This is a genomic window from Saccharothrix lopnurensis (assembly GCF_042658445.1).
In the GTDB taxonomy this organism is placed as follows: Bacteria; Actinomycetota; Actinomycetes; order Mycobacteriales; family Pseudonocardiaceae; genus Actinosynnema; species Actinosynnema lopnurensis.
This window is the reverse complement of record NZ_JBHSQO010000076.1, coordinates 1-22,935: the sequence shown is the minus strand read 5'-3', so window position 1 is coordinate 22,935 and position 22,935 is coordinate 1. Positions and strand designations below refer to the sequence as shown.

At 76.0% G+C, this 22,935-nt stretch carries 20 protein-coding genes; 9 read left to right on the top strand and 11 right to left on the bottom strand.

Features of this window, described 5'->3' with window-relative positions; translation table 11 throughout:
- Positions 1 to 178: 178 nt before the first annotated feature.
- From ACFP3R_RS36640 to ACFP3R_RS36630, 3 genes are all read right to left on the bottom strand, one after another.
- Positions 179 to 994 (bottom strand): NUDIX domain-containing protein, encoded by an 816-nt coding sequence (locus ACFP3R_RS36640; RefSeq protein WP_380643443.1) that lies wholly within the window; start codon positions 992 to 994, stop codon positions 179 to 181.
- 165 nt (positions 995 to 1,159) lie between these two features.
- Positions 1,160 to 2,425: a sensor histidine kinase gene (locus ACFP3R_RS36635; RefSeq protein WP_380643441.1), complete on the bottom strand. Its 1,266-nt coding sequence runs from the start codon at positions 2,423 to 2,425 to the stop codon at positions 1,160 to 1,162.
- Positions 2,422 to 3,150, bottom strand: coding sequence for a response regulator transcription factor (locus ACFP3R_RS36630; RefSeq protein ID WP_380643439.1), 729 nt, complete (start codon positions 3,148 to 3,150; stop codon positions 2,422 to 2,424). The genes ACFP3R_RS36635 and ACFP3R_RS36630 overlap by 4 nt, the downstream gene beginning before the upstream one ends.
- Before the next feature lie 131 nt (positions 3,151 to 3,281).
- Here ACFP3R_RS36630 and ACFP3R_RS36625 point away from each other — a divergent pair, with 131 nt between their 5' ends.
- The 3 genes from ACFP3R_RS36625 to ACFP3R_RS36615 are packed head-to-tail and all read left to right on the top strand — an operon-like array spanning position 3,282 to position 6,258.
- Entirely contained in the window at positions 3,282 to 4,403 is a 1,122-nt protein-coding gene (locus ACFP3R_RS36625) for a LolA family protein (protein ID WP_380643437.1), read from the top strand.
- Positions 4,400 to 5,428 (top strand): ABC transporter ATP-binding protein, encoded by a 1,029-nt coding sequence (locus ACFP3R_RS36620; RefSeq protein WP_380643435.1) that lies wholly within the window; start codon positions 4,400 to 4,402, stop codon positions 5,426 to 5,428. Before ACFP3R_RS36625 ends, ACFP3R_RS36620 begins: the two co-directional genes overlap by 4 nt.
- Positions 5,425 to 6,258: an ABC transporter permease gene (locus tag ACFP3R_RS36615; RefSeq protein WP_380643433.1), complete on the top strand. Its 834-nt coding sequence runs from the start codon at positions 5,425 to 5,427 to the stop codon at positions 6,256 to 6,258. Before ACFP3R_RS36620 ends, ACFP3R_RS36615 begins: the two co-directional genes overlap by 4 nt.
- A 123-nt stretch (positions 6,259 to 6,381) precedes the next feature.
- On the opposite strand, the gene ACFP3R_RS36610 is transcribed toward ACFP3R_RS36615, so the two are convergent.
- Entirely contained in the window at positions 6,382 to 7,248 is an 867-nt protein-coding gene (locus ACFP3R_RS36610; RefSeq protein ID WP_380643431.1) for a poly(ethylene terephthalate) hydrolase family protein, read from the bottom strand.
- Positions 7,249 to 7,604: 356 nt separating this feature from the next.
- Between ACFP3R_RS36610 and ACFP3R_RS36605 the strand changes: the two genes are divergently transcribed.
- Entirely contained in the window at positions 7,605 to 10,043 is a 2,439-nt protein-coding gene (locus ACFP3R_RS36605) for a LuxR C-terminal-related transcriptional regulator (RefSeq protein ID WP_380643429.1), read from the top strand.
- 52 nt (positions 10,044 to 10,095) lie between these two features.
- Here the strand turns inward: ACFP3R_RS36605 and ACFP3R_RS36600 are convergent, their stop codons facing one another.
- The 3 genes from ACFP3R_RS36600 to ACFP3R_RS36590 form a co-directional block, all read right to left on the bottom strand.
- Entirely contained in the window at positions 10,096 to 11,067 is a 972-nt protein-coding gene (locus ACFP3R_RS36600; protein WP_380643427.1) for an ABC transporter ATP-binding protein, read from the bottom strand.
- Positions 11,067 to 12,626 (bottom strand): ABC transporter permease, encoded by a 1,560-nt coding sequence (locus ACFP3R_RS36595; protein ID WP_380643425.1) that lies wholly within the window; start codon positions 12,624 to 12,626, stop codon positions 11,067 to 11,069. Before ACFP3R_RS36595 ends, ACFP3R_RS36600 begins: the two co-directional genes overlap by 1 nt.
- Positions 12,627 to 12,832: 206 nt before the next feature.
- On the bottom strand, positions 12,833 to 13,867 hold the full coding sequence (locus ACFP3R_RS36590; RefSeq protein ID WP_380643423.1) for a thiamine ABC transporter substrate-binding protein: 1,035 nt from the start codon (positions 13,865 to 13,867) through the stop codon (positions 12,833 to 12,835).
- A 128-nt stretch (positions 13,868 to 13,995) separates the two neighbouring features.
- Between ACFP3R_RS36590 and ACFP3R_RS36585 the strand changes: the two genes are divergently transcribed.
- Entirely contained in the window at positions 13,996 to 14,295 is a 300-nt protein-coding gene (locus ACFP3R_RS36585; protein WP_380643422.1) for a 4a-hydroxytetrahydrobiopterin dehydratase, read from the top strand.
- Here the strand turns inward: ACFP3R_RS36585 and ACFP3R_RS36580 are convergent.
- Together ACFP3R_RS36580 and ychF are read right to left on the bottom strand one after the other, a co-directional pair.
- Entirely contained in the window at positions 14,251 to 15,447 is a 1,197-nt protein-coding gene (locus tag ACFP3R_RS36580; RefSeq protein ID WP_380643420.1) for a mannosyltransferase, read from the bottom strand. The genes ACFP3R_RS36585 and ACFP3R_RS36580 overlap by 45 nt on opposite strands.
- Before the next feature lie 478 nt (positions 15,448 to 15,925).
- Positions 15,926 to 17,005, bottom strand: coding sequence for a redox-regulated ATPase YchF (ychF, locus tag ACFP3R_RS36575; protein WP_380643418.1), 1,080 nt, complete (start codon positions 17,003 to 17,005; stop codon positions 15,926 to 15,928).
- 79 nt (positions 17,006 to 17,084) lie between these two features.
- Between ychF and ACFP3R_RS36570 the strand changes: the two genes are divergently transcribed.
- Positions 17,085 to 18,353, top strand: a complete 1,269-nt coding sequence (locus ACFP3R_RS36570) for a DNA-3-methyladenine glycosylase 2 family protein (RefSeq protein ID WP_380643447.1) — start codon at positions 17,085 to 17,087, stop codon at positions 18,351 to 18,353.
- On the top strand, positions 18,350 to 18,862 hold the full coding sequence (locus ACFP3R_RS36565) for a methylated-DNA--[protein]-cysteine S-methyltransferase (RefSeq protein ID WP_380643416.1): 513 nt from the start codon (positions 18,350 to 18,352) through the stop codon (positions 18,860 to 18,862). The genes ACFP3R_RS36570 and ACFP3R_RS36565 overlap by 4 nt, the downstream gene beginning before the upstream one ends.
- Positions 18,863 to 18,900: 38 nt before the next feature.
- On the opposite strand, the gene ACFP3R_RS36560 is transcribed toward ACFP3R_RS36565, so the two are convergent.
- Complete coding sequence (locus ACFP3R_RS36560) at positions 18,901 to 19,743, bottom strand: DUF6542 domain-containing protein (RefSeq protein WP_380643414.1); 843 nt, start codon at positions 19,741 to 19,743, stop codon at positions 18,901 to 18,903.
- A gap of 48 nt (positions 19,744 to 19,791) precedes the next feature.
- Positions 19,792 to 20,739, bottom strand: coding sequence for a DNA recombination protein RmuC (locus tag ACFP3R_RS36555; RefSeq protein ID WP_380643445.1), 948 nt, complete (start codon positions 20,737 to 20,739; stop codon positions 19,792 to 19,794).
- Between the two features lie 89 nt (positions 20,740 to 20,828).
- Here ACFP3R_RS36555 and ACFP3R_RS36550 point away from each other — a divergent pair, with 89 nt between their 5' ends.
- Positions 20,829 to 21,974 carry a metallophosphoesterase family protein gene (locus tag ACFP3R_RS36550; protein ID WP_380643412.1) on the top strand — a complete coding sequence of 382 codons (1,146 nt, stop codon included), beginning with the start codon at positions 20,829 to 20,831 and terminating at the stop codon, positions 21,972 to 21,974.
- A partial coding sequence (locus tag ACFP3R_RS36545) for an AAA family ATPase (RefSeq protein ID WP_380643410.1) occupies positions 21,971 to 22,935 on the top strand: 965 nt, incomplete at its 3' end. The genes ACFP3R_RS36550 and ACFP3R_RS36545, both read left to right, overlap by 4 nt.

The window sequence follows — 22,935 nt, the reverse complement described above, 5'->3', positions numbered from 1 at the left end:
CCCGCGAGTCGAACGTTCGGGACCACCGTGTCGAACGTTCGGGACCGGTGAGTTCCGCACTCGCGTTCGCCGGGCGACCCCGTGAGCGGTCCCGAGTGTTGAACTCGGGGGTCCTGAACGTTCGACACGGGTGTCGTGAGTGTTCGACACGGGTGTCGTGAGTGTTCGACTCGCGGGGTCAGGGGGTGAGGAGGGGGTGCAGGGCCGGGAGGAGGACCCGGTCGGCGGGGAGCCAGTCGAGGGTGGCCAGTTCGGTGGGGCCGATCCAGCGGACGGCCTGGTGGTCGACCGGGGTGGGGGTGCCGGTGTCCAGGTGGGCGGTGTAGGCGCGCAGGAGGAGGTCGGGGCGCAGGGGGACGTCCGGGCTCAGGGGTGCGTCGGGGGTGACGGTGACGCCCAGTTCCTCCCGGCACTCGCGGACGAGGGCGTCGTGGTCGGTCTCGCCGGGTTCGACGCGGCCGCCGGGGAGTTCCCAGCGGCCGGCGGCGTCGGGCGGGTAGGCGCGCTGCTGGGCCAGGAGGAGGCCGTCGCGGATGATGGCGGCGCCCACCACCACGCGGGCGTCGAGGAGTTCGACGGAGCGGTGGGAGAGGGCTCGGGCTCGGGCCTGGAGGACCTTCAGGGCCAGGCCGCGACCCACGACGACGTCGGCCAGGCGGCCTACCGGGCCGCCGGGGCTGGTCCACTCGACCGAGTCGACGACCATGGTGCCGCCGCCGGTGTGCAGGAGGTCGGTGGTCAGGGTCAGTGCCGGCAGGGGGCCGCCCACCAGTTCGGCCGAGACGCCGGTGGTGTCCGCGCGGGTCACGACCAGCACGCCGGTGACCGGGCCCACGGAGCCGGTCAGGGAGGCGCCCCGGTAGAGGACGGGTTCGCCCGAGATCCGGACGCCGAGGCCCCGGACCGCGCGGGCCAGCAGCAGGCCGTCCAGCAGCGCGGCGGCGACGGTGCGCAGGGGCGCGTCGACCAGGGTGGTGTTCCTCAGCTCGGGCACGGCCGGGATCTTCCCACCCCGGAGGGGGGATGTGGGGAGGACGACGTCGGGAGGGATGTGGGGGCCGCCGTCGGGAGGATGTCGGGGGCGTCGGGGGAGGACGGCGGGAGGTGTAGGGAGGACGGCGGGGATTGCCGGTGGGTGGGTCGGTGGCGGAACGGGTGGTCAGCGGTAGGCCGGCCAGCGGACCTCCAGGCGGGCGCCGCCCTCGGGTGACTCGGCCGCCCGCACGGTCCCGCGCCGCCGCTCCACCAGGTGCGCGACCAGCGCCAGGCCCAGGCCGGAGCCGCCGGTGGCGCGGCCCCGGTCCGACTCGACGCGGTAGAAGCGGTCGAACACCTTGCGGCGGTGCTCCTCGGGGATGCCGTGCCCGTCGTCGTCCACGACGAGCCGCACCTCGCGCGCGGCGGGCAGCACCGAGATCCGGATGAACGTGCGCGCGTGCCGGGCGGCGTTGCGCAGCAGGTTGTCCACCACCAGTTCGACCTCGGTGCGCGCGGCCGGGATCAGGCAGGCGCTCATCGGGGCGGCGACCCGCACGAGCAGGTCCGTGTCGAGCCGGTCGACGGCCGCCTGGACCTGGAGCACCAGGTCGACCGGTTCGGCGCGCGGCAGTTCGCCGGTGTCGGCGCGGGCGAGGATCAGCAGGGCGTCGACCAGCGCGGACAGCCGCTGGGACTCCTCGACCACGGACTCCAGCACCTCGATGGAGAAGTCCGGGTCGGGGTGGGCGACGGCCACTTCCGCCTGTGCCCGCACGGACGTCACCGGGGACCGCAGCTCGTGCGCGGCGTCGCCGGTGAACCGCCGCAGCCGCTCGGTCGCCTCGTCGCGCCGCGCCAGCAGCGCGTTGAGGGCCACGGCGAGGGCCTGCAACTCGTCGCGGGCGGCGGGCACGGGCAGCCGCCGGCCGCGCGGCAGCTCGGCCGCCGCCACCCGCATCCGCTCCACCGGCCGCAGCGACGAGCGCACCGACAGCCAGGTGGCGATGCCCACCAGGCCCGCCACCAGCACGGCGGCCAGCAGCAGCCACCGGGTGCCCAGGCGGTTTGCCTCCCGGTAGCCGAGCAGGGTGTGCCCGGCGACGTGCAGCCGGGGCGTGCCGTCGGCGGCGAACACGACCCGCCCGGTCCACCGGTAGGCGCTCGCGCCGTCGACGCGCAGCACCGGCTCCCCCGACTTGAGCGCCCGGATGTCGGCGGCGGTCAGGCCGGTGGGCGGGCCGCCGTCCAGGGGTGCGCCCGCGCTGTCGAGCACGCGCACCGACCCGGACCGCGCCAGCTCCGCGTCCACCGCGCTGACCTGCACCGACCCGATGAGCCGGGGGGCGAGGAGGGTGAACGCGAGCAGGCACAGCAGCGCCACGCCGGTGGCCACGACGGTGATGCGGAACCGCAGCGTGCGGCGCAGCCACCAGCGGCGCGGGCTCACCTGCGCCTGGCCGAGCCCAGGGCCGCGTCGAGGTCGGGCGTGGACGCCAGGTAGCCGTGGCCGCGCACGGTGCGCACGACCTCGTCCGCGCCCATGGCCTCCAGCTTGCGCCGCAGGTAGCCGACGTAGACCTCCACCGCGTTGCGGGTGGCGGCCAGTTCGTCGCCCCAGACGGTGCGCAGCAGCTCGTCCTTGGTGACCACGGACCCGGCGCGGCCGGCCAGCACGTCGAGCACCGCGTACTCGCGCGGTGACAGCGACACCGGCTCGCCCGCCCAGCTGACCTCGCGGGCGGCCCGGTCCACGACCAGTTCGCCGAGCTTGAGCCGCCGCCGCGCCAGGTCGACCGAGTTGCGCCGCAGCAGGGCCCGCACCTGGGCCACGAGGACCACGAACGAGAACGGTTTGACCAGGTAGCCGTCGGCGCCCAGGTCGAGGCCGTCGGCCTGGTCGACCTCGCCGTCCTTGGCCGACACCATGAGCACGGGGGTGCGCACGCCCTCGGCGCGCATCCGCTGGAGCACCCGGTAGCCGGACAGGCCGGGCAGCATGATGTCCAGCAGCACCACGTCGAACGCGCCGGTCAGCGCCACGCGCAGGGCGTTGGGGCCGTCGGCGGCGGTGACGACCTCCATGCCCTCGGCGGACAGGCCGCGCTCCAGCGCCCGCCGCACGCCCACCTCGTCGTCCACTACCAGCACCCGTGGTCTCACGCCCCACAGCATGCCCGGTCGGTGGGACGATCGGGGTGCGCTCTCAGTGCTCTCTCAGGCTCTCAGCCCCGTCTCAGGCCGGGAGGGGGAAGGTCGGTGCTGTCGGGCCGCACGGAGCGGGCCGGCGCCCAGGAGGAGGGGTCATGAACCGCAGGAGGGTGACCGTGGCCGTGGCGGCGGTCGGTGTGGTCGCCGGGGCCACGGGGCTGGGGGTGCTGGCGATGCCCGCCGGCGCGGGCCCGGCCCCGGTGCTGCCGGACGTCACGGCCGAGTCCCTGGTCGAGTCCGTGATCACGGCGGAGCCCACCGCGTTCGGCGGCGCCGTCGAGGTGGACAACGACCTGGGCATCCCGGCCCTGGCCGGGATGCCGCAGCTGTCCGACGGCGCCAGTTCGCTGCGCATGTGGACCGACGGCGCCGGCCGGGTGCGGGTGCAGCTGCCCGCGGGCGAGTCGGAGAAGACGTTCGTCGACGACGGTCGGACGTCGTGGCTGTGGGACTCGGCCGAGCAGACCGTGCGGAAGGTGTCGCACGGCGGCGTCGCGGCGCACGAGCGCGTGGAGGGCGCGCCGAGCGACCCGGTGACGCTGGCTCGCGACGTCGTGTCCCGGGTGCAGGAGTTCAGCGACGTCACGGTGGACGGCACCGCGCGGGTGGCCGGTCGGGCCGCCTACGAGCTGGTGCTGACGCCGAAGCCGACCGAGCGGACCGTGCTGCGGGAGGTGCGGGTGGCGGTCGACGCGGAGCTGCGCGCGCCGCTGCGGGTGTCCGTGCTGACCAACGGCACGAACGCGCCCGCCGTCCAGGTCGGGTTCTCCGACCTGGAGGTCGGCCCGCAGGACGCGGCGCTGTTCGCGTTCACCCCGCCCGCCGGGGCCGAGGTGACCGAGGTGCGGCCGGAGGACGTGACCGCCGAGGACCGCTCGGCCGTGGACCGGGCGCTGACCGAGGCGGACCCGAGGGTCGTCGGCGAGGGCTGGGACACCGTGCTGGTCGCCCGCGTGCCCGCGGACGCGTTGGCGAACCTCGACCCGCGGCCCTCCGGCGAGGACGGCCAGGACGGCGAGTGGGAGGGCCGCCGGGAGCGCGGCGCCGACGTCCAGGGCCTGCTGCGGCAGTTGGGCAAGCAGGTCAGCGGCCCGTGGGGCTCGGGCACGCTGATCACCGCCCGGGTCGGCGGCGTGCTGATCGCCGACGACGGCCGGGTGGCCGTGGGCGCGGTGCCGGAGCAGGTGCTGACCGAGGCGATCGGCCAGGTGAAGTGACCACCTCGACCAGCGCGCGGGTGGAGCCGGTGACCGCCGGCTCCACCCCGGTCCTCGCCGCCCGGACGCGGGGGCTGCGCAAGGTGTACGGGCGGACGGTCGCGGTGGACCGGGTGGACCTCGACGTGCCCGAGGGGGCGGTGCTGGGGATGCTCGGCCCGAACGGGTCGGGCAAGACCACCACGATCCGGATGCTGCTGGGGCTGGTGCGGCCGACCGGGGGTGAGGTCGAGCTGCTGGGGCAGGCCCTGCCCGACGGCGCGGGCGCCGCGCTGCCGCACGTGGGCGCGCTGGTCGAGGGTCCGGGGTTCCACCCGTTCCTGTCGGGGCGGGAGAACCTGCGGCGGGCGGCGGCGTTCGAACCGCTGCTGGCCACCGGTTCGCTCCGGCAGGCGGTGGAGGACGCGCTGGAGCGGGTCGGGCTGGCCGCCGCCGCGCACCGCCGCTACCGGGGCTACTCGCTGGGCATGAAGCAGCGGTTGGGCCTGGCCGCGGCGCTGCTGGTGCCGCGCCGGCTGATCGTGCTGGACGAGCCGACCAACGGCCTGGACCCGGCGGGCACCCGCGAGGTGCGCGGCGTGATCGCCGACCTGCACGGGGCGGGCAGCACGGTGCTGGTGTCCTCGCACCTGCTCAGCGAGATCGAGGCGACCTGCACGCACGTGGCCGTGCTGCACCGGGGCACCGTGGTGGCGCAGGGCGGGCTGGCCGAGCTGCTCCAGGCCGACAGCAGCTCGCTGCTGGTCACCACGCCGGACGTGGAGCAGGCGCTGTCCGCGCTGCGCGCGGGCCGGATCTCGGCGCGGCCCCTGGCCGCGGACGGCGACGAGCGGGGCGTGCGGGTGGAGTTGATCGGCACGACCGCGCCCGCGGTGCTGGAGGCGCTGGTGCGCGCGGGGGTCGCGGTGCACGAGGCGCGCCGGTACCGCACGGGGCTGGAGGACCTGTTCGCCCGGCTCACCGAGGCCGAGGAGGCCGAGCACAACCTGTCCGCGGTGGACACGATCGAGGAGGGGACCCGATGAGCGCGCTCGTGGCCGCACGCGCCCCGCTGGGCCGGCAGCTGCGCTCGGAGCTGCGGTGGATACTGCGCCGGCCGCGGACGGTGATCGGTCTGGCGCTGCTGTGCCTGGTGCCGGTGGTGCCGGGCATCGGCCTGTGGGTCGAGGCGAACGGCGGGGGCTCGTCGATCCCCGGCCTGGCCGGGATCATCTCCGGCAACGGCCTGGTGCTGCCGGTGTTCACGCTGTCCCTGGCGCTGCCGCTGCTGCTGCCGCTGGTGGGCGCGATCTGGGCGGCGGACGGGCTGGCGGGCGAGGCGCAGCACGGCACGCTGCGCGGGCTGGTGGTGGCGCCGGTCGGGCGGATGCGGCTGCTGGCGATCAAGGCGTTCGGCGTGGCCGCGATGACGCTGCTCGCGGTCACCCTGCTGGCGGTGGTCGGCACGATCACCGGCGTGGTGCTGTTCGGCGGCGACGGGCTGCTGACGCTGTCGGGCAGCACGCTGCCGTTCGGCGCGGGGCTCGGGCGGGTGGCGCTGGCGGTGCTGCTGGTCACCGTGCAGGTGTGGGGGGTCGCGGCGGTCGCGCTGGCGATCTCGGCGTGCACCGAGCACCCGCTGGTGGTGATGGCGGCGACCATGGCGGGCGTGATCGTGTTCGCGGTGCTGACCGTGTTCCCCGCGCTGGACTGGCTGCACCCGTACCTGATCACCTCGGCGTGGGACGACCTGGGCGACGTGATGCGCGACCCGCTGCCGACCGGGCAGCTGTGGCAGGGCGCGGCCCTGGCCGGCTGCTACGTGCTGATCGGGTTGTCGCTGGCGGCGATCCGCGTGGCGACCAAGGACAACTGAGGGGCGGAAGGGCCAGGGGGACGGGAGTGGGCGCGGGGAGGTGGCCCCGGGCCGGGCCGCACCGGTCCGGGGCCGGGCGGCGGAGCGGTCCCTGCTCGGCCCGCTCCGCCGTGCCCACCCGACCTAGGAGTGGGGGCAGGTCGCCCGGTACTCCTCGATCAGGCTGCTGCGGGCCGGCGCGGGGCACAGGAACTGGTCGTAGCGGGTGTCGTTGTCCACGAACCGCTTCAGCCACGAGATGCTGTACTTCGCCACCGTCGTGTTGGCCGAGGTGGGCGCGGAGTGGCTGCCGTTGTTCAGCTCCAGGTACGCCTTGTCCGGCGCCGAGGTGAGGCTCGCGTAGAACGGCTCCGAGTGCGAGGCCACCGGGGCGACCGTGTCGCTCTCCGCGCCGATGATCATCGTGGGCACGCGGACCGTCGACCACGACTTGGTGCCGTGCCAGGGCGTCAGCGGGATCGCGGCCTGGAGGGCGGGCCGGGTGCGGCTCGCGGCCAGGGAACCGCCGCCGCCCATCGAGTGGCCCATCACCGACAGGCGCGTGGCGTCCACGCGGGCGCGCACCGCGCTGGTCCCGGTCAGGTAGTCCAGGGCGGCGAGCAGCTGCGCGCCCCGGCTGTCCGGCTGGTCCAGGGTCGAGTTCGTGTCGATGGTGATCACCACGAAGCCCTGGGAGGCCAGGCGCGGGCCCAGCCACGCGACCGACGACTGCGAGGCGGTGAAGCCCGGCGAGATCGCCACCCCGCCGAACGTGCCCTCGGCGGTGCTGGTCGGGTAGTAGACGGTGCCGCCGCCGAAGCCGGACACCGAGCCGCGGGCGACGGTGGTGGAGGCGGTGGCGAACGGGCCGCGGGACGCCTCCACGCTCGCCGTCGTCGGCGCGGGGCCGCGCTCGTAGGGGTTGGCGGCCGCGTGGGCCTGGGTCGGGACGGCCGCGGCGGTGGCCAGGGCCAGCGCCAGGACGGCGCGGGTGGTGCTGCGGAGTCGCACTGTCGTACACCTCGCTCGTGCAGGGGGTCACGGGGGTCGGGCCGCCGGGGCTCGGGTCCCGGCGGTCCGGGTCACAGCGGTCCGGGTCACAGCGGTCCGGGTCACGGGGTCGGGCCGCCGGGACCGGGTCCCGGCGGCCCTGATCGCAGGAGTACCGCCCGACGACCCTGTCGCAGCCGGCAGGCACGCGGCATCGGCACCACCCACCGGTTGTGCGGTGCGGCACCGCAACCCGCCGGCGCGCGGCATCGGTAACCGCACCGGCCCGTCCACGGATGGCCGCTCGCAACTGTCAACCCGCCCCGCCGGTCGCCGCGCCCTGTCGGCGCGGGCCGGGGTGTGGCAGAACTGGACCCATGCTGCGGGGACGGGACCGCCAGCGCGTCGCCGTGGACGCGGTGCTCGACCGCGCCAGGTCGGGCCGCGCGGGGGTGCTGGTGCTGCGGGGCGAGGCGGGCTCGGGCAAGACGTCGCTGCTGCGCGCGGCGCGGCGGGCCGCCGCCGACTTCACCCCCGGCTCCCGGCTCACCCTGCTGTGCGTGGACGACGCGCACCGGCTCGACCTGGGGTGGCTGCTGGACGCGCTGCCGGAGCTGGAGGACGAGCCGGTGGCCGTGCTCATCGCCTCCGAGGAGCCGGTGGCCGACCTGCCCACCGCGGAGGTCGAGCCCCTGGACCACGCCACGAGCGTGCGCGTGCTGCGCGACCTGGTGCCGGGGCTGCCCGCCGAGCTGGCCGACGACGTGGCCCGCACCGCGGGCGGCAACCCGCTCGCCCTGGTGGAGCTGGTCCGGTCCCTCACCAGCGCGCAGCTCGGCGGCGTCGAACCGCCGCCCGGGGTGCTGCCGCCCGGCGGTGCCCTGCGGGCCCGGCTGCGGGCGCGGCTGCGCGCCCTGACCCCCGGCGCCCGGCGGGCCCTGGCCCTGGCGCTGGTCGACGACGAGGTGGACGTGGACGCCCTGGTGCGCGTGCCCGCCCTGGCGGTCGCGGACGTGCAGGAGGCCGGCGCCCTGATGGACCCGCGGCCGGTGGTGCGGGCGACGCTGCTGGCCGAGCTGCCGCTGGCCGACCGCTGCGCCGCGCACGCCGCGCTGGCCGAGGCGCTGCCGGACGGGCCGCGCCGGACCTGGCACGAGGCGGTGCTCGCGCCGGGCGCCCGGGACACCCAGGCCGACCGGCTGGCGACCGCCGCCGCGGCTGCGCGGGTCCGCGGCGACTTCGCCTCCGCCGCCCGCGCCCAGCCCCGCGCCCCCGCGCCCACCACCGGGGCCGACACCCGGGCCCGCCGCCTGCTCTCCGCCGCCGCCGACCACTGGCGGCGGGGCCTGCCGCACCGGTCGCGCGCGGTGCTGCGGGAGGTCGCGCCGCTGTCCGACCACGCCGAGGTGCGGGCGCTGGCCGACCTCGTGCGCGGCGGCGTGGAGGTCGGCGCGGGCCCGCCGGACGTGGCCGCGCGGCGGCTCGTGCGCGCCGCCGGGGAACTGCTCGACCGGGACCGGGGCCTGGCGGTCACCGCGCTCGGCTTCGCCGGCGAGGCCGCGGCCGTCGCGGGCGACCACGTGCTGCACGACGAGGTCGCCCGGCTGGCCGCGGCGTGGCGGCGACCCGACGAGCTGCCCGCCGCCCGGCTCGCCCTGGACCACCTGATCGGCACCGCCGCCAGCTACGCGGGCCGGCACGGGGACGCCGCGCCCGCCCTGCGCTCCGTCGTCGACCTGGCCGAACGGCTGCCCGGCGCGACCGCCAAGATCTGGGGCGGGCACGCCGCCTACGTGCTGGGCGACGCCGGTCGCGCCCACGCGCTGGCCGACCGGGGCGTCGGCGCGGCCCGGGAGAGCGGCCTGGTGGCGCTCGTGCCGTGGGCGCTGGGCCACCGCGCGCTGACCGCGCTCATGGTCGACGGGCACGAGGCCGCGCTCACCGCCGCGTTCGAGGGCGTGCACGCCGCGACCGCCACCGGCCAGCACAACGCGGTCGCCGACCACCTGATGATCCTCGCGCTGCTCGCCGCCCTGCGCGGCGACGCCGACACCGCGCTGCACCGCATCGACACGGCCGCCGACCAGGTCCGCCGGCTCGGCCTGGGCCGGTCCGGCACGGTCGGCGCGTGGGCGTCGGCGTGCGTGGACCTGGTCCGCGACCGGCCCGCCGACGCGCTGCGGCGGATGCGCGGCGCCACCGTGCGGGGCGTCCACGAGGGCATCAAGGCCCTGGCCTCGCCCGACATCGTGGAGGCCGCCGTGCGCAGCGGCCGGCCCGACACCGCCGACCGCGCCCTGCACCGGTACGAGGCGTGGGCGCGCAGCACCGGCGCCACCTCGCGGCTGGCCGTGTCGCACCGCTGCCGCGCCCTGGTCTCCGCCGGGGCGGAGGCCGAGGAGCACTTCAGCGAGGCCGTGCGGCTGCACCACGCCGCCGGGACGGCGCTGGAGCTGGCCAAGACCGAGCTGTTCTACGCCACCCGGTTGCGGCGGGGCCGGAAACCGCGCCGGGCGCGGGAGCTGCTGCACGACGCGGTGCAGCACTTCGAGCACTACGAGGCCGACCACTGGGCCGAACGGGCGCGGGCCGAGCTGCGCGCGACCGGTGAGCCGGTGGAGCCGACCGGCGACCGGGGTGCCGAGTTGACGCCGCAGCAGCGCCAGATCGCCCGGCTGGTGGCGGAGGGGGCGACCAACCGGGAGGTGGCGGCGCGGCTGTTCCTCAGCCGCCGCACGGTGGAGCACCACCTGCGCAACATCTTCACGCGGCTGGACATCCGGTCCCGGGTCGAGCTGGTCAAGTTCCTGGACTGAGGGAGGGGTGGGCCCGGTCGAGCCGCACCGGGCCGGGCCGCACCGGGCCGGGTCAGCCGATGACCGCGACCCCGTCCGGGTCCACCACCAGGCGGACGCGGTCACCCGGCGCCGGCGGCGCGGCCACCGGGCCCACCGCCTCGAACCCTTCCCCCGCCACGTCCACCAGCAGCCGCACGTGGTCGCGGCGGTGCACGCGCTCCCGCACGGTCGCCTCCACCGGACCGCCCGGGTCGACGCGCAGCGCCGTGGCCCTCAGCCCCACCCGCGCGTCCACACCCACCAGCTCCCGCGCCGCCTCGGCCGCCAGCACCCGCCCGCACCCCAGGAACCGGGCCGTCTCCACGTCCACCGGCCGCCGCCACACCTCCGCCGGCGCGCCCACCTGCACCACCCGCCCCGCCCGCATCACCGCGACCCGGTCGGCCAGGGTGAACGCCTCGTCGTGGTCGTGCGTCACGACCAGCGCCGTCGCCCCGGTCTCCCGCAGCAGCCGCGCCAGGTCCACCGCCAACTGCTCGCGCAGCGCCCGGTCCAGCGCGGACAGCGGCTCGTCGAGCAGCAGCAGCCTCGGGCGCGGCGCCAGCGCCCGCGCCAGGGCCACCCGCTGCTGCTCACCGCCGGACAGCTCGGTCACCCGCCTGCGCCCGTAGCCGGCCAACCCCACCAGCTCCAGCAGGCCGTCGACCCGCTCGTCCCGCTCCGCCCGCCCCACACCCCGTACCCGCAGCCCGAACGCCACGTTGCCCGCCACGTCCCGGTGCGGGAACAGCTGCCCGTCCTGGAACACCAGGCCGAAGCCGCGCCGGTGCACGGGCGTGCCCGCCAGGTCCACGCCGTCCCACGCGACGCGGCCCGCGCCCGGCGGCTCCAGCCCGGCCACCGCCCGCAACAGCGTCGACTTGCCGCAGCCCGACGGCCCCAGCAGCGCCACCACCTCGCCGTCGGCCACCGCCAGGTCCACCCCCGACACCGCGGTCACCGCGCCGTACCGCACGGCCAGGCCCTCGACGCGCAACGCCACTAGAACTCCCCGCCGCTCGGCACGCGCAACCGCTCGATCGCGAGCACGGCCACCGTGGTCACCACCATCAGCAGCGCGCACGCCGCGTACGCCATCTGGCTGTTCAGCTCACCCGGCCGCGACATCAGCCGGGCGATCACCACCGGCAGCGTCGGCGCCTCCGGCCGGGCCAGGAAGCTCGTCGCGCCGAACTCGCCCAGCGCCACCACGAACCCGAACCCGGCCGCCGCCACCAGCGACCGCGACGCCAGCGGCAGGTCCACCTCGCGCCACACCCGCCACGGGCCCGCGCCCAGCGTCGCCGCCGCCTGCCGCAGCCGCTCGTCCACGGCCCGCAGCACCGGCAGCACGACCCGCACCACCAGCGGCGTCACCACCAGCGCCTGGGCCAGCGGCACCAGCAGCGGCGAGGTGCGGAAGTCGCCCGGCAGCGCGTCCATGGTGACCAGGTAGCCGAAGCCGACCGTCACCGCGGACACGCCCAGCGGCAGCATCAGCGCCGTGTCCAGGGCCTCGGCGAACCACGAGCCGCGCCGGCGCAGCCCCACCAGCACCACCGCGGACACCACGCCCACCAGCAGCGCGATCAGCGTCGCGTCGGTGGCCGCGCGCAGCGAGTTCAGCGCCGCGTCCAGGCCGGTCACCGCGAGCGTGCCGCGCTCGCCCGTGCCGGCCAGCGCCGCGTACCCGGCCAGGCTCCAGCCGTCCCGGGTGGCCAGCGACCGCACCACCAGCCCGACCACCGGCGTGAGCAGGGCGGCGACCACCAGCCACGCGGCGGCCACCACCCAGCGCTCCCCGCCCGTCGGCCGGCGCGGCGGCTCCACCCGCAGCGGCAGGCCCCGCTCCCGCCGGCGCCGCGCGGCCCCGCCCAGCACCAGCACCGCGATCACCGCGGCGAACTGGAGCAGCGACAGCGCCGCCGCGCCCGGCAGGTCGAACAGCTCCACCGTGCGCAGGTAGATCTCGGTCTCCAGGGTGCGGTGGCGGGCGCCGCCGAGCACCAGCACCACGCCGAAGCTGGTGGCGCAGAACAGGAACACCACCGACGCGGCCGACCCGATCGCGGGCGCCAGCGCGGGCAGCGCGACCGAGGCGAACGCGCGCGGGCGCGACGCGCCCAGGGCGCGGGCCGCGTCCTCCGCCCGCCGGTCGACGCGCGCCCACAGGCCGCCGACGGTGCGGGCGACCACGGCCACGTTGAAGAACGCGTTGGCCAGCACGATCGGCAGCACCCCGCCGTCGGGCCACAGCGCCCGGAACGCCAGGCCCACCACCACGGTCGGCAGCACGAACGGCACCATCACCGCCGCCCGCACCACCCCCGCGCCGCGCACCCGGCAGCGGGCCAGCACGAACGCCACCGGCATCCCGGCGACCAGCGCCAGCACCGTCGCGGCGGCGGCCTGGCCCACGGTGAAGCCGACCAGCTCCCAGGTCCGGGCGTCGGCCAGGACCGGCAGCACCCCGCCCCCGCCCAGCCCCAGCCCGACGATCGCGGCCACCGGCCAGGCGAAGAACACGCCCAGGAACGCCAGCGGCAGCAGGGCCGCGAGCACCCACCCGACGCCCGGGCGCGGCCGGAACCGGCGAACCGGACCGGGGGCTGCCGGACCGGGGGCTGCCGGACCGGGGGCTGCCGGACCGGGGGCTGCCGGACCGGGGGCTGCCGGACCGGGAGCGGTCGGGCCCGAACCCGCCGGCGAGCCCGAACCGGCCGGCGAGCCCGAACCGGCCGGCGAGCCGGGACCGGTCGACGGGCCGGTCAGCCCTGCACCAGCGCGCGCCACTCGGACACCCAGCGCTCGCGGTTCGCGTCGACGTCGGCGGCGGGCAGCGACCGGGACGAGGTCGGCAGCGGCGCGGCCTTCGCCCACGACTCGGGCAGCGCCACGCCCTCCCGCGACGGGTACACGTACATCTGGCCGGGCACGTCGGCCTGGAACCGCTCGGACAGCAGGAAGTCCACGACCCGCTCGGCGTCCCCGGGGTTCTTCGCGCCGTCGAGCACGCCCGCGTACTCGACCTGGCGGTAGCAGGTGTCCAGCAGGGCCTTGGTGCGCGGCGTGCCGTCGTCGCCGATCTCCGCGGACGGCGAGGACGCGTAGGACACCACGATCGGCCGCGGCCCCTTGCCGCTGGAGCCGGAGAAGTCCTGGGTGTACGCCTCCTCCCAGCCGCTGACGACCTTCACGCCGTTGCCGGCGAGCTGCCCCCAGTAGTTCCGCCAGTTCGGCTCCCCGAAGGTGGCGATGGTGCCCAGCAGGAACGCCAGGCCCGGCGACGAGGTCGCCGGGTCCTCCACCACCAGCATGTCCCGGTACTTCGGGTCGGCCAGGTCGGCCAGCGCGGTCGGCTCGCCCACGTCCGCGAGCGCGGCCACGTCGACGTTGAGGCACACGTCCCCGACGTCCACGGCGTGCAGCCGGTTCGCCGGTTCGAGGGCGTAGCGCTGGGCCCCGTGCCGCGCCTCGGGGCTCGCGTACTCGGCGAACACGCCCTCCTTCAGCGCGCGGGAGGCGAACGTGGAGTCCACGCCGAAGGCGACGTCGCCGATGGGGTTGTCCTTGGTCAGGACCAGCTTGTTGGTGACCTCGCCCGCGTCGCCACTGGCGAGGGGCTTGATCGTGATCCCGGTCTCGGCCTTGAACGCCTCCAGGACCTCCGGGGACACCGCGAACGAGTCGTGGGTCACCAGCGTGACCACCCGCTCCCCCGGCGCCGGCTCGTTCGACGCCGCCACCGAGCAAGCGGTGAGCAGCGCGAACGCGGTCGCGGTGGACAGCACGCGTCGGAGCATGATCTCTCCCTACACCGGCATGACCCGGATCAGGTGTGGACGGTCGAAGGCCGGCGCGCCTTCCTCTCAGCCCGGCGCATCACCGGACTCCCGTGGTAGGCGGGCAGTTTAACCGGCAGGATCGGGGGATGCCCAAAGCCGAGTTGCTGACCGACGACCAGGTGGACGCCGCGCTGGTGTCCCTGCCCGAGTGGCGCGCCCAGGGGGCCGCGCTGGTGCGCACCGCGGAGCTGCCGAGCTTCGCCGTGGCGGTGGAGGCGGTGAACCGGGTCGCGGGGATCGCGGAGCGCGACGACCACCACCCCGACATCGACATCCGGTGGCGCACCCTGACCTTCCGCTGCTCGACGCACGTCAGCGGCGGGATCACCGCGCTGGACGCGTCACTGGCGCAGGAGATCGACGCGGTCCTCGACGCGCTCGCGTGACCGCAGCGCCACCGCGACGGTGACCAGGGTGAGCAGGCCCACCGCCGGGTAGACCCAGCCCAGCGCGGCCAGGTGCCAGGGGCGGGGGATGATCCAGATCGACTCCTGGGCCATGAGCAGCACCGAGATCAGGTAGCTGCCGATCGCCGCGAGCCACGCCACCGCGGTCACCTTCGCCAGTCGGTGGGTCGTGCCGTGGACCAGCCAGAGGATCGCCGGCACGGCCCACACCCAGTGGTGGCTCCACGAGATCGGGGACACCAGCAGGCCCAGGAACTGCACGGCGACGATCATCGCCAGCGCGTCCCGCGCCCCGACCGCGGCGTGCAGGGCGAACCCGGCGAGGACGGCGGCCACCACCGCGCCGGCCAGGAACACCGGCCCGGTCTGCACGTCGTGGCCCAGGGTCCGGCTCAGCGCGCCGCGCAGCGACTGGTTGATCGCGGAGCCGACGGGCCCGACGCGCTCCGCGTCGCCGAGCAGGTGGAACCAGTACTGCCGGGACAGCGCCGGCGACACCGCCCAGCCGATCCCGACGGTCGCGGCGAACGCGACGACCGACCACGCCGCCGCCCGGTACTGGCGGGTGACGAGGAAGTAGAGGCCGGAGATCGCGGGGGTGAGCTTCAGGCCGGCCGCGACGCCGACCCCGGCGCCCTGCGCCCAGGACCGCGCGGAGACCAGCGTGCCCAGCAGCAGGGCGGCCAGCACCAGGTTGATCTGGCCGTAGTTCAGCGTGGTGCGGACGGGTTCGACCCAGATGAACAGGGCGGTCCACAGCAGGGCCCGGCGCGGGTCGCGGCTGCCGACCAGCTCCAGGGACTTCCGGGTGAGGAACCACAGGCAGGCGAGGCTGACCAGCTGCCAGAACCAGCGCGCCACGCCCCACGGCACCCACGAGAGCGGCACGAAGACCAGCGCGGAGAACGGCGGGTAGGTGAAGGGGAGGGCGAACTGGTCGGAGAACTCCTTGAGCCGCCAGTCGTAGAGTTGACCCGTGAACAGCTCCGGGGAGGCGTTCCGGTAGACCATCAGGTCCACCATGGTCATCTTCGTCTGGAAGGCGACCATCGCCAGGTGTCCGAGCAGCGACAGGCCGAACAGCCACGGCGCGACGGCGAGGACACGCCCCTCCAGGGACCGCAGTGCCACGCCTACCTCCACGTTCGTGTGAATTGCACGACTACCGGGTCACGAAACCGGGTACTCGGACGTCAAGACGAGTGGGAGATCAACGCAAGGGGATATCGCATGACCGCCGACATCGTCGTGTTCACCGTCTCGGCCCTGGCCATGCTGGCGACCGCGGGTGGCGTCTTCGCCATGGCCCGCCACAGCCGCAACCAGGTGCGCTGACAGCACGCAGACAGTACCTCGGGGCGGCGCGCCAGGTGCGCCGCCCCGAGGTCGTCCCCGGGGTGGGTTCGGGTGCCGGAGGGCTTGGCGCGCGAGGGCCGGTCGGGTGCGGCAGGGGTGCCGCAAACGCTTGCGGGCAGGTGGTCGTGAGACCAGGAAGGGACGCTCTGGGCGCCCTGGGTTCCTGACGTGCTCGTGGGCCGGGCGCCGGGGATTCCGTGACCGCACGGTCAAGCCGGTTCGGGGTTGGTCCGAGGCCCCGCCCCGGAGCGGGTCACACGTTGAACCGGAACTCCACCACGTCGCCGTCCGCCATGACGTAGTCCTTGCCCTCCATGCGGACCTTGCCCGCCGACCGCGCCGCGGCCATCGAGCCCGCCTCCACCAGGTCGGCGAAGGACACCACCTCGGCCTTGATGAACCCGCGCTCGAAGTCCGTGTGGATCACGCCCGCCGCCTGCGGCGCGGTGGCCCCCTTGGGGATCGTCCACGCCCGCGACTCCTTGGGCCCCGCGGTCAGGTAGGTCTGCAACCCCAGCGTGTGGAACCCGGCCCGCGCCAGCGCGTGCAGGCCCGGCTCGTGCTGGCCGATGGACTCCAGCAGCTCCCGGGCGGACTCGTCGTCCAGCTCCAGCAGCTCCGCCTCCACCTTGGCGTCGAGGAACACCGCGTCCGCCGGGGCCACCAGCTCGCGCAGCTCCTTGAGCTTCGCCTCGTCGGTGAGCACGCCCTCGTCGGCGTTGAACACGTACAGGAACGGCTTGGTGGTGAGCAGGCTCAGCTCGCGCAGCAGCGGACCGTCCACCTCGGACCGCGCGGAGAACAGCGTGCGGCCCGAGTCCAGCACCTCGCGCGCCTGCTTCGCGGCCTCCAGCGCCGGCCGCCGGTCCTTGACCGTGCGCGCTTCCTTCTCCAGCCGCGGGATGGCCTTCTCCAGGGTCTGGAGGTCCGCGAGGATCAGCTCGGTGTTGATCGTCTCGATGTCGGAGGCGGGGTCGACGCGGCCGTCGACGTGCACCACGTCGTCGTCGGCGAACACCCGGATGACCTGGCAGATCGCGTTGGCCTCGCGGATGTTGGCCAGGAACTTGTTGCCCAGGCCCGCGCCCTCCGACGCGCCCTTGACGATGCCCGCGATATCGACGAACGACACCGTCGCCGGCACCTCGCGCTCCGAGGAGAAGACCGCGGCCAGCCGGCCGAGCCGCTCGTCCGGCAGCGCCACCACGCCGACGTTCGGCTCGATGGTCGCGAACGGGTAGTTCGCCGCCAGCACGTCGTTGCGCGTGAGGGCGTTGAACAGGGTGGACTTGCCGACGTTGGGCAGGCCGACGATGCCGAGGGTCAAACTCACGGGAGGGGAGTCTACGCGCCCCACCCCCGTGTCCGATTTCCGCGAGACCTCACCCGAACGCCCTGGCAGAGTGGTCGACGTGCTCCTGGACGACGAACTCGCCTACCGGGCGGTGGCCGCCCGCGACGCCCGGTTCGACGGGTGCTTCATCCTCGCGGTGCGCACCACCCGCGTCTACTGCCGCCCGTCCTGCCCGGCGGTGACGCCGAAGCGCCGCAACGCCGAGTTCCACCGCACGGCCGCCGCCGCGCAGGCGGCCGGCTACCGGGCGTGCCGGCGCTGCCTGCCGGACGCCGTGCCGGGCTCGCCGGAGTGGAACCTGCGCGCCGACCTGGCCGCGCGGGCGGTGCGGCTCATCTCGGACGGCGTGGTGGAGCGCGAGGGCGTGCCCGGCCTGGCGAAGCGCCTCGGCTACTCCGAGCGCCACGTGACCCGCGTGCTGACCGCCGAGCTGGGCGCCGGTCCGCTGGCCCTGGCGCGGGCGCACCGCGCGCACTCCGCCCGCCTGCTGATCGAGACCACCGACCTGTCGTTCTCCGACGTGGCGTTCGCGGCGGGCTTCGCCGGCGTCCGCCAGTTCAACGACACGATCCGATCGGTGTTCGCCACCACGCCGTCGGCCATGCGCGCCGCCCGCGCGACGACCGGTCCGGCCGGCCGCATCACGCTGCGCCTGCCCTACCGGCCGCCGTTCGACGCGGCCGGCCTGCTGGCCCACTTCCGGGCCGCCGCGATCCCGGGCGTCGAGCACGTCACCGACACCCGCTACGCCCGCTCGCTGCGCCTGCCGCACGGCGAGGCCACGGTCCGCCTGGAGCCCGCCGACGGCCACGTCCGGTGCGCGCTGCGGCTCACCGACCTGCGCGACCTGGGCAGCGCGGTGAACCGGGTGCGGCGGCTGATGGACCTGGACGCCGACCCGGTGGCCGTGGACGGGTTCCTGTCCGCCGACCCGGTGCTGGGGCCCCGCGTGCGGTCCCGGCCTGGCGCGCGCCTGCCGGGCAGCGTGGACGGGGCGGAGACCCTGCTGCGGGCCCTGGGCCACACCGCGCCCGGCGAACCCCTGGCGCACCCGGACGGCGAGGTCACCCACCTGTACCCGCGGCCGGCGGAGGTCGACTCCCCGGTGGCGAGGGCCCTGGCCGACGGCTCGCTGCGGGTGGACGTGGGCCGGGACGCCGACGAGCTGCGCGCCGAGCTGGCCGCGTTCCCCGGCGTGGGTCCCCGGGTCGCCGCCACCGTGGTGATGCGCGTCCTCGGCGCGCCCGACATCCCCCTGACCGAAGACGACGACGCCTGGCGGCCGTGGCGCTCCTACGCCGCCGTGCACCTCGGGAGAACAGCATGACCACCGCGCACGTGTCCACGATCGACACCCACCTGGGCCCCTTCACCGCCGTCGTCGCACCGGACGGCGCGGTGCTGGCCGGCGGCTGGACCGCCGACCCGAACGACCTGCTGCCGCAGGTCTCGCCCTCGCTGCGCCCGACCTCCCTCACCACCCGCCGCGACCTGGGCGAGGTGACCCGGGCCGTACGCGCCTACCACCGGGGCGACCTGGCCGCGATCGACGACGTGCCGGTGCGGCAGCGGGCGGGCGGGTTCACCGAGCAGGCGTGGACGGCGCTGCGCGCGGTGCCGGCGGGCCGGACCGTCTCCTACGCCGAGTACGCCGGGCTGGCGGGGGGCCCGGCGGCGGTCCGGGCGGCGGCGAGCGCGTGCGCGAAGAACGCCGCCACGCTGTTCGTGCCGTGCCACCGGGTGGTGCGCACGGGCGGGGCGACCGGGAACTTCCGCTGGGGCGTGGAGGTCAAGCGCCGGCTGCTGGCGCACGAGGCGCGGGCCCGGCCCGAGTAGCGGTCGGCCCCGGGGAAGCCGCGTCGACCCCGCGCCCGTCAGTCCTCGTCGCGCGGCGGCCGGGGCTTGCGCTGCCCCGGGCGGCCCTCGCGGGACGCCGGGCGGCGCGGCCGGTCGCCGGGGGCGCCCTCGCGCGGCCGGGGGCGCTTGGGCCGGTCCTCGTCGGACGCGGCAGTGCTCGGGCGGCGCTCGCCGTCCGGGCGCGGGCGCTGGGGGCGGTCCTCCGGGTCGACGGCCGGCTTGGCCGCCTTCGCCGGCTTGGCCGCCTTCGCCGCCTTGACCGGCTGCTCGGCGCGCTCGGCCTTGGCGGGCTTCTCCGCCCTGACCGGCTTCTCCGCGCGCTCGCCCCTGGCGGGCCTGGCCGGCTTCCGCCTCGCCTCGCGGACCTCGTCCCCGGTCAGCCGGTTCGGGTCCTTCTGGGTCATCACCCGCACGATCCCGATGACCACCGTGCACACCGTGGTCAGCGCCATCGCCGGGAAGCCGTCGATCAGGGGCTTGCCCAGGTCGATGCCGACGGAGGCCAGCCCGCCCGTGGGCATCCCGTGCGCGACCACCACCAGCAGCGGCACGACGATCGCCAGCACCAGCGGCGGCTGGACGATCGGGCCGAACATCGACCGCCGCTCCACGAACACCACCGCGCCGACGCAGCCGACGAAGAACGCGACGGCGAACGCCCAGCTCACGGTCGTCCCGGAGGACAGGTCCACGTACGCGCCGACGGCGGCCACGACGAACGAGATGAGCACGGCGGCCCACCAGGGCAGACCCCGGAAGGTGCCGAACATCGCCCGGTCGTTCCAGCGCACGGGCCGGTCGACGTCGTCGAAGTCGTCCTCCGGCTCGCTGCGCGAGTCGTCACGCGTTGCAGCGGTCACGCAGCACACTCCTCGGTCGACCGGGGGCGGAAGGTCCGCCACACTCTATTACGCCTCGCGGGCGTCCAGGGGTGCACCGAGGCTCTCGTCCGCCCGACGCACCAGCGGCAAGGGCGTGACCCCGGACGACGCGTCGCTCAGCGGCTCCACGGCCGCCCGGAAACCCTCCAGCGCGTCGAGCTCCCGCCGGCGCGCCGACAGGAACCGCTGGAGGTGCGTGCTGGACAGGTTCACCGCGTCGACCGCACCGTCCGCGGCCCGGTGGGCGCGCCCGGCCGCCTCCCGCACCCGCTCCACGTCGTCGGCCAGCGCCCGGTCGGTCACCGCGAACATCGCCGCCGACGCGATCACCGCGAACCCGGTCGGCCCGCACAGGAACACCCGCCGGTCGAGCAGCCACCGCAGCAGCTCGGGGTCGGTGTCCAGGGCCGCCGCGACGGCGGCGTCGTTGGGCACGAACATGATCGTCCCGTAGATCGCGTCGGCCCACCGCTGGTAGCCCTTGCCGGCCAGCTCGGCGGCCCGCGCCCGGATGTTGCGCACGTGCACGCGCAGCGCGTCGACGCGCTCGCCCGGGTCGTCGGTCTCGACCGCCTCGGCCCACGTCGCCATGCTCATCTTCGCGTCCACCGGCACCTGCCGGCCGCCGCCCACGTTGAGCACCAGGTCCGGTCGCGCGGACCCGCCGCCCGCGACGTCCACCTGCACCTCGAAGTGGATGCCCTGGCGCAGGCCGAGCACCCGCGCGGTCTCCACCAGCACCCGCTCGCCCAGCTCGCCGCGCCCGCTGACCGACGAGAACGCGACCTCGTACCGCTGGAGCGCGGCCCACTGCCGGTCGCCGCGCTCCCGCTCGGCGGCGACCGCGGCCAGCGCGGCGTCGGCGCGCCGCACGCCGTCCTGGTAGAGCCGGTGCAGGAACACCAGGGCGCCCGCGAGCAGGAACGCCACGACCACCGCCGCCGTGCTGAGGACCTCCGTCACACCGCAGATCATCTCCCACCGCCGTGAGATCACTCGATCGAGCGACACGCCGGGGACCCCCTCCCGGGCTCCGCCGGGGGCCGGCCCTAGCGTGTGCCCGCATGCGGTTCCTGCACACCTCCGACTGGCACGTGGGCCGGACCTTCCACGGTCGGGACCTGCTCCGCGAGCAGGAGGCGGTGCTGGGCGGCCTGGCCGACCTGGTGTCCGACGAACGGGTGGACGTGGTCGTGGTGGCGGGCGACCTGTTCGACCGGGCGGTGCCGAACGCCGAGGCGGTCGCGGTGTGCTCGCGGGTGCTCAAGCGGGTCCGCGCGGCCGGGGCGAGGATCGTGATCACGCCCGGCAACCACGACTCGGCGACGCGGCTGGGCTTCCTCGGCGCGTTCGCCGAGGCGGGCGGGCTGCACCTGCGCACGCGGGTGGCCGAGCTGCACGAGCCGGTGCTGTTCGCCGACGGGCACGGGCCGGTCGCGGTGTACGGCATCCCGTTCCTGGAGCCGGAGACGGCGCGGCACGCGCTGGGCGTGCCGGGGGCCAAGGGCCACGCGGGCGTGCTCACCGAGGCCATGCGGCGGGTCCGGGAGGACCTGGACCGGCGCCCCGGCACGAGGTCGGTGGTGCTGGCGCACGCGTTCGTGACCGGCGGCGAGCCGTGCGAGTCGGAGCGCACCATCGCGGTGGGCGGCGTGCAGGACGTGTCGGCCTCGGTGTTCGCCGGGGTCGACTACGCGGCGCTGGGCCACCTGCACGGGCAGCAGACCCTGGCCGACCACCTGCGGTACTCGGGCAGCCCGGTGGCGTACTCGTTCTCCGAGGCGCGGCACGACAAGCTGGTGTGGCTGGTCGAGCTGGACGCGGGCGGCCTGGTGGGCGCGGAGAAGCGGACCCTGCCCGTGCCGCGGGCGCTGGCCACCCTCGGCGGCGAGCTGGAGGAGCTGCTGCTGGAACCCGCGCACGAGGCGGTGGTGGACCACTTCCTGTCGGTGACGCTGACCGACCGGGTGCGCCCGCTGGACGCGCTGCGCCGGCTCCAGGCGCGGTTCCCGCACGCGGTGCACGTGGAGTGGCGGCCGGCGACCGGGCGGGCGGGCGAGCTGCGCTTCGCCGAGCGCGTGCGCGGCCGCACCGACGAGGAGGTCGCCTGCTGCTTCGTCGAGGACGTGCGCGGCGACCGGCCGGGCGACCGGGAGCTGGGGCTGCTGCGCGAGGCGTTCGCCGCGGCGGCGCGGGAGGTGGACCGGTGAAGCTGCACCGGCTGGCGGTCAGCGGGTTCGGCCCGTACGCGGCGCGGGAGGAGGTCGACTTCGACCTGCTCGGCGCGGACGGGTTGTTCCTGCTGCACGGCGACACGGGCGCGGGCAAGACGACGCTGCTCGACGCGGTGGCGTTCGCGCTGTTCGGGAAGGTGCCGGGCGCGCGCGGCGACGTGAAGCGGCTGCGCTGCGACTACGCCTCCCCGGACACGCCGACGGTGGTCGAGCTGGAGCTGACCGTGCGGGGCCGGCGCTTCCTGGTCCGGCGCAGCCCCGAGTACGACCGGCCCAAGCGGCGCGGCGACGGCGTCACCCGCCAGCAGGCGCAGGTGTCGCTGACCTGGCTGGCCGGCTGGGAGGGCGAGGGCCACACCCGCATCGACGACGTGGCGCGCGAGATCGACACCCTGCTGGGCATGACCGCCGACCAGTTCTTCCAGGTGGTGCTGCTGCCGCAGGGCGAGTTCGCGCGGTTCCTGCGCGCGGAGACCGCGGAGCGGGAGAAGCTGCTGGAGAAGCTGTTCGGCACCGAGCGCTTCCTGGACGTGGAGAAGTGGTTCCGCGAGCACCGCCGCGAGCGGCGCGCGGAGGTGGAGCGGCTGGGCCTGCTCAACCGCGACCTGGTGCAGCGGGTCGCGGAGGCGGGCGCCGAGGAGCCGCCGGCGGTGGCCGACCCCGAGTGGCTCAGCTCGCTGCTCAAGCGGCTGGACGAGGACGGCCGCGAGGCCGGGCAGCGGGCCGACGAGGCGCTGGCGCTGCGCGCGGAGGCGGAACGGGCCTGGCAGGCGGCGCGGGCGCTGGACGAGCGCGTGCGGCGGGTGCACGAGGCGCGCCGGGCGCTCGACCGGTACGCCGAGGAGGAGCCGGACCTGCGGGCGTGGGCGGCGGAGCGGGACGCCGCCCGGCGGGCCGCCGTGGTCGTGCCCGCGCTGGCCGCGGCGGACCGGCTGGC

Excerpts from the sequence above, each read along its gene's own strand:
- ACFP3R_RS36630 (WP_380643439.1), bottom strand. The coding sequence starts at position 3,150 with ATGCTGTGGGGCGTGAGACCACGGGTGCTGGTAGTGGACGACGAGGTG.
- ACFP3R_RS36625 (WP_380643437.1), top strand. The coding sequence starts at position 3,282 with ATGAACCGCAGGAGGGTGACCGTGGCCGTGGCGGCGGTCGGTGTGGTC.
- ACFP3R_RS36615 (WP_380643433.1), top strand. The coding sequence starts at position 5,425 with ATGAGCGCGCTCGTGGCCGCACGCGCCCCGCTGGGCCGGCAGCTGCGC.
- ACFP3R_RS36605 (WP_380643429.1), top strand. The coding sequence starts at position 7,605 with ATGCTGCGGGGACGGGACCGCCAGCGCGTCGCCGTGGACGCGGTGCTC.
- ACFP3R_RS36590 (WP_380643423.1), bottom strand. The coding sequence starts at position 13,867 with ATGCTCCGACGCGTGCTGTCCACCGCGACCGCGTTCGCGCTGCTCACC.
- ACFP3R_RS36585 (WP_380643422.1), top strand. The coding sequence starts at position 13,996 with ATGCCCAAAGCCGAGTTGCTGACCGACGACCAGGTGGACGCCGCGCTG.
- ACFP3R_RS36565 (WP_380643416.1), top strand. The coding sequence starts at position 18,350 with ATGACCACCGCGCACGTGTCCACGATCGACACCCACCTGGGCCCCTTC.
- ACFP3R_RS36555 (WP_380643445.1), bottom strand. The coding sequence starts at position 20,739 with ATGATCTGCGGTGTGACGGAGGTCCTCAGCACGGCGGCGGTGGTCGTG.
- ACFP3R_RS36550 (WP_380643412.1), top strand. The coding sequence starts at position 20,829 with ATGCGGTTCCTGCACACCTCCGACTGGCACGTGGGCCGGACCTTCCAC.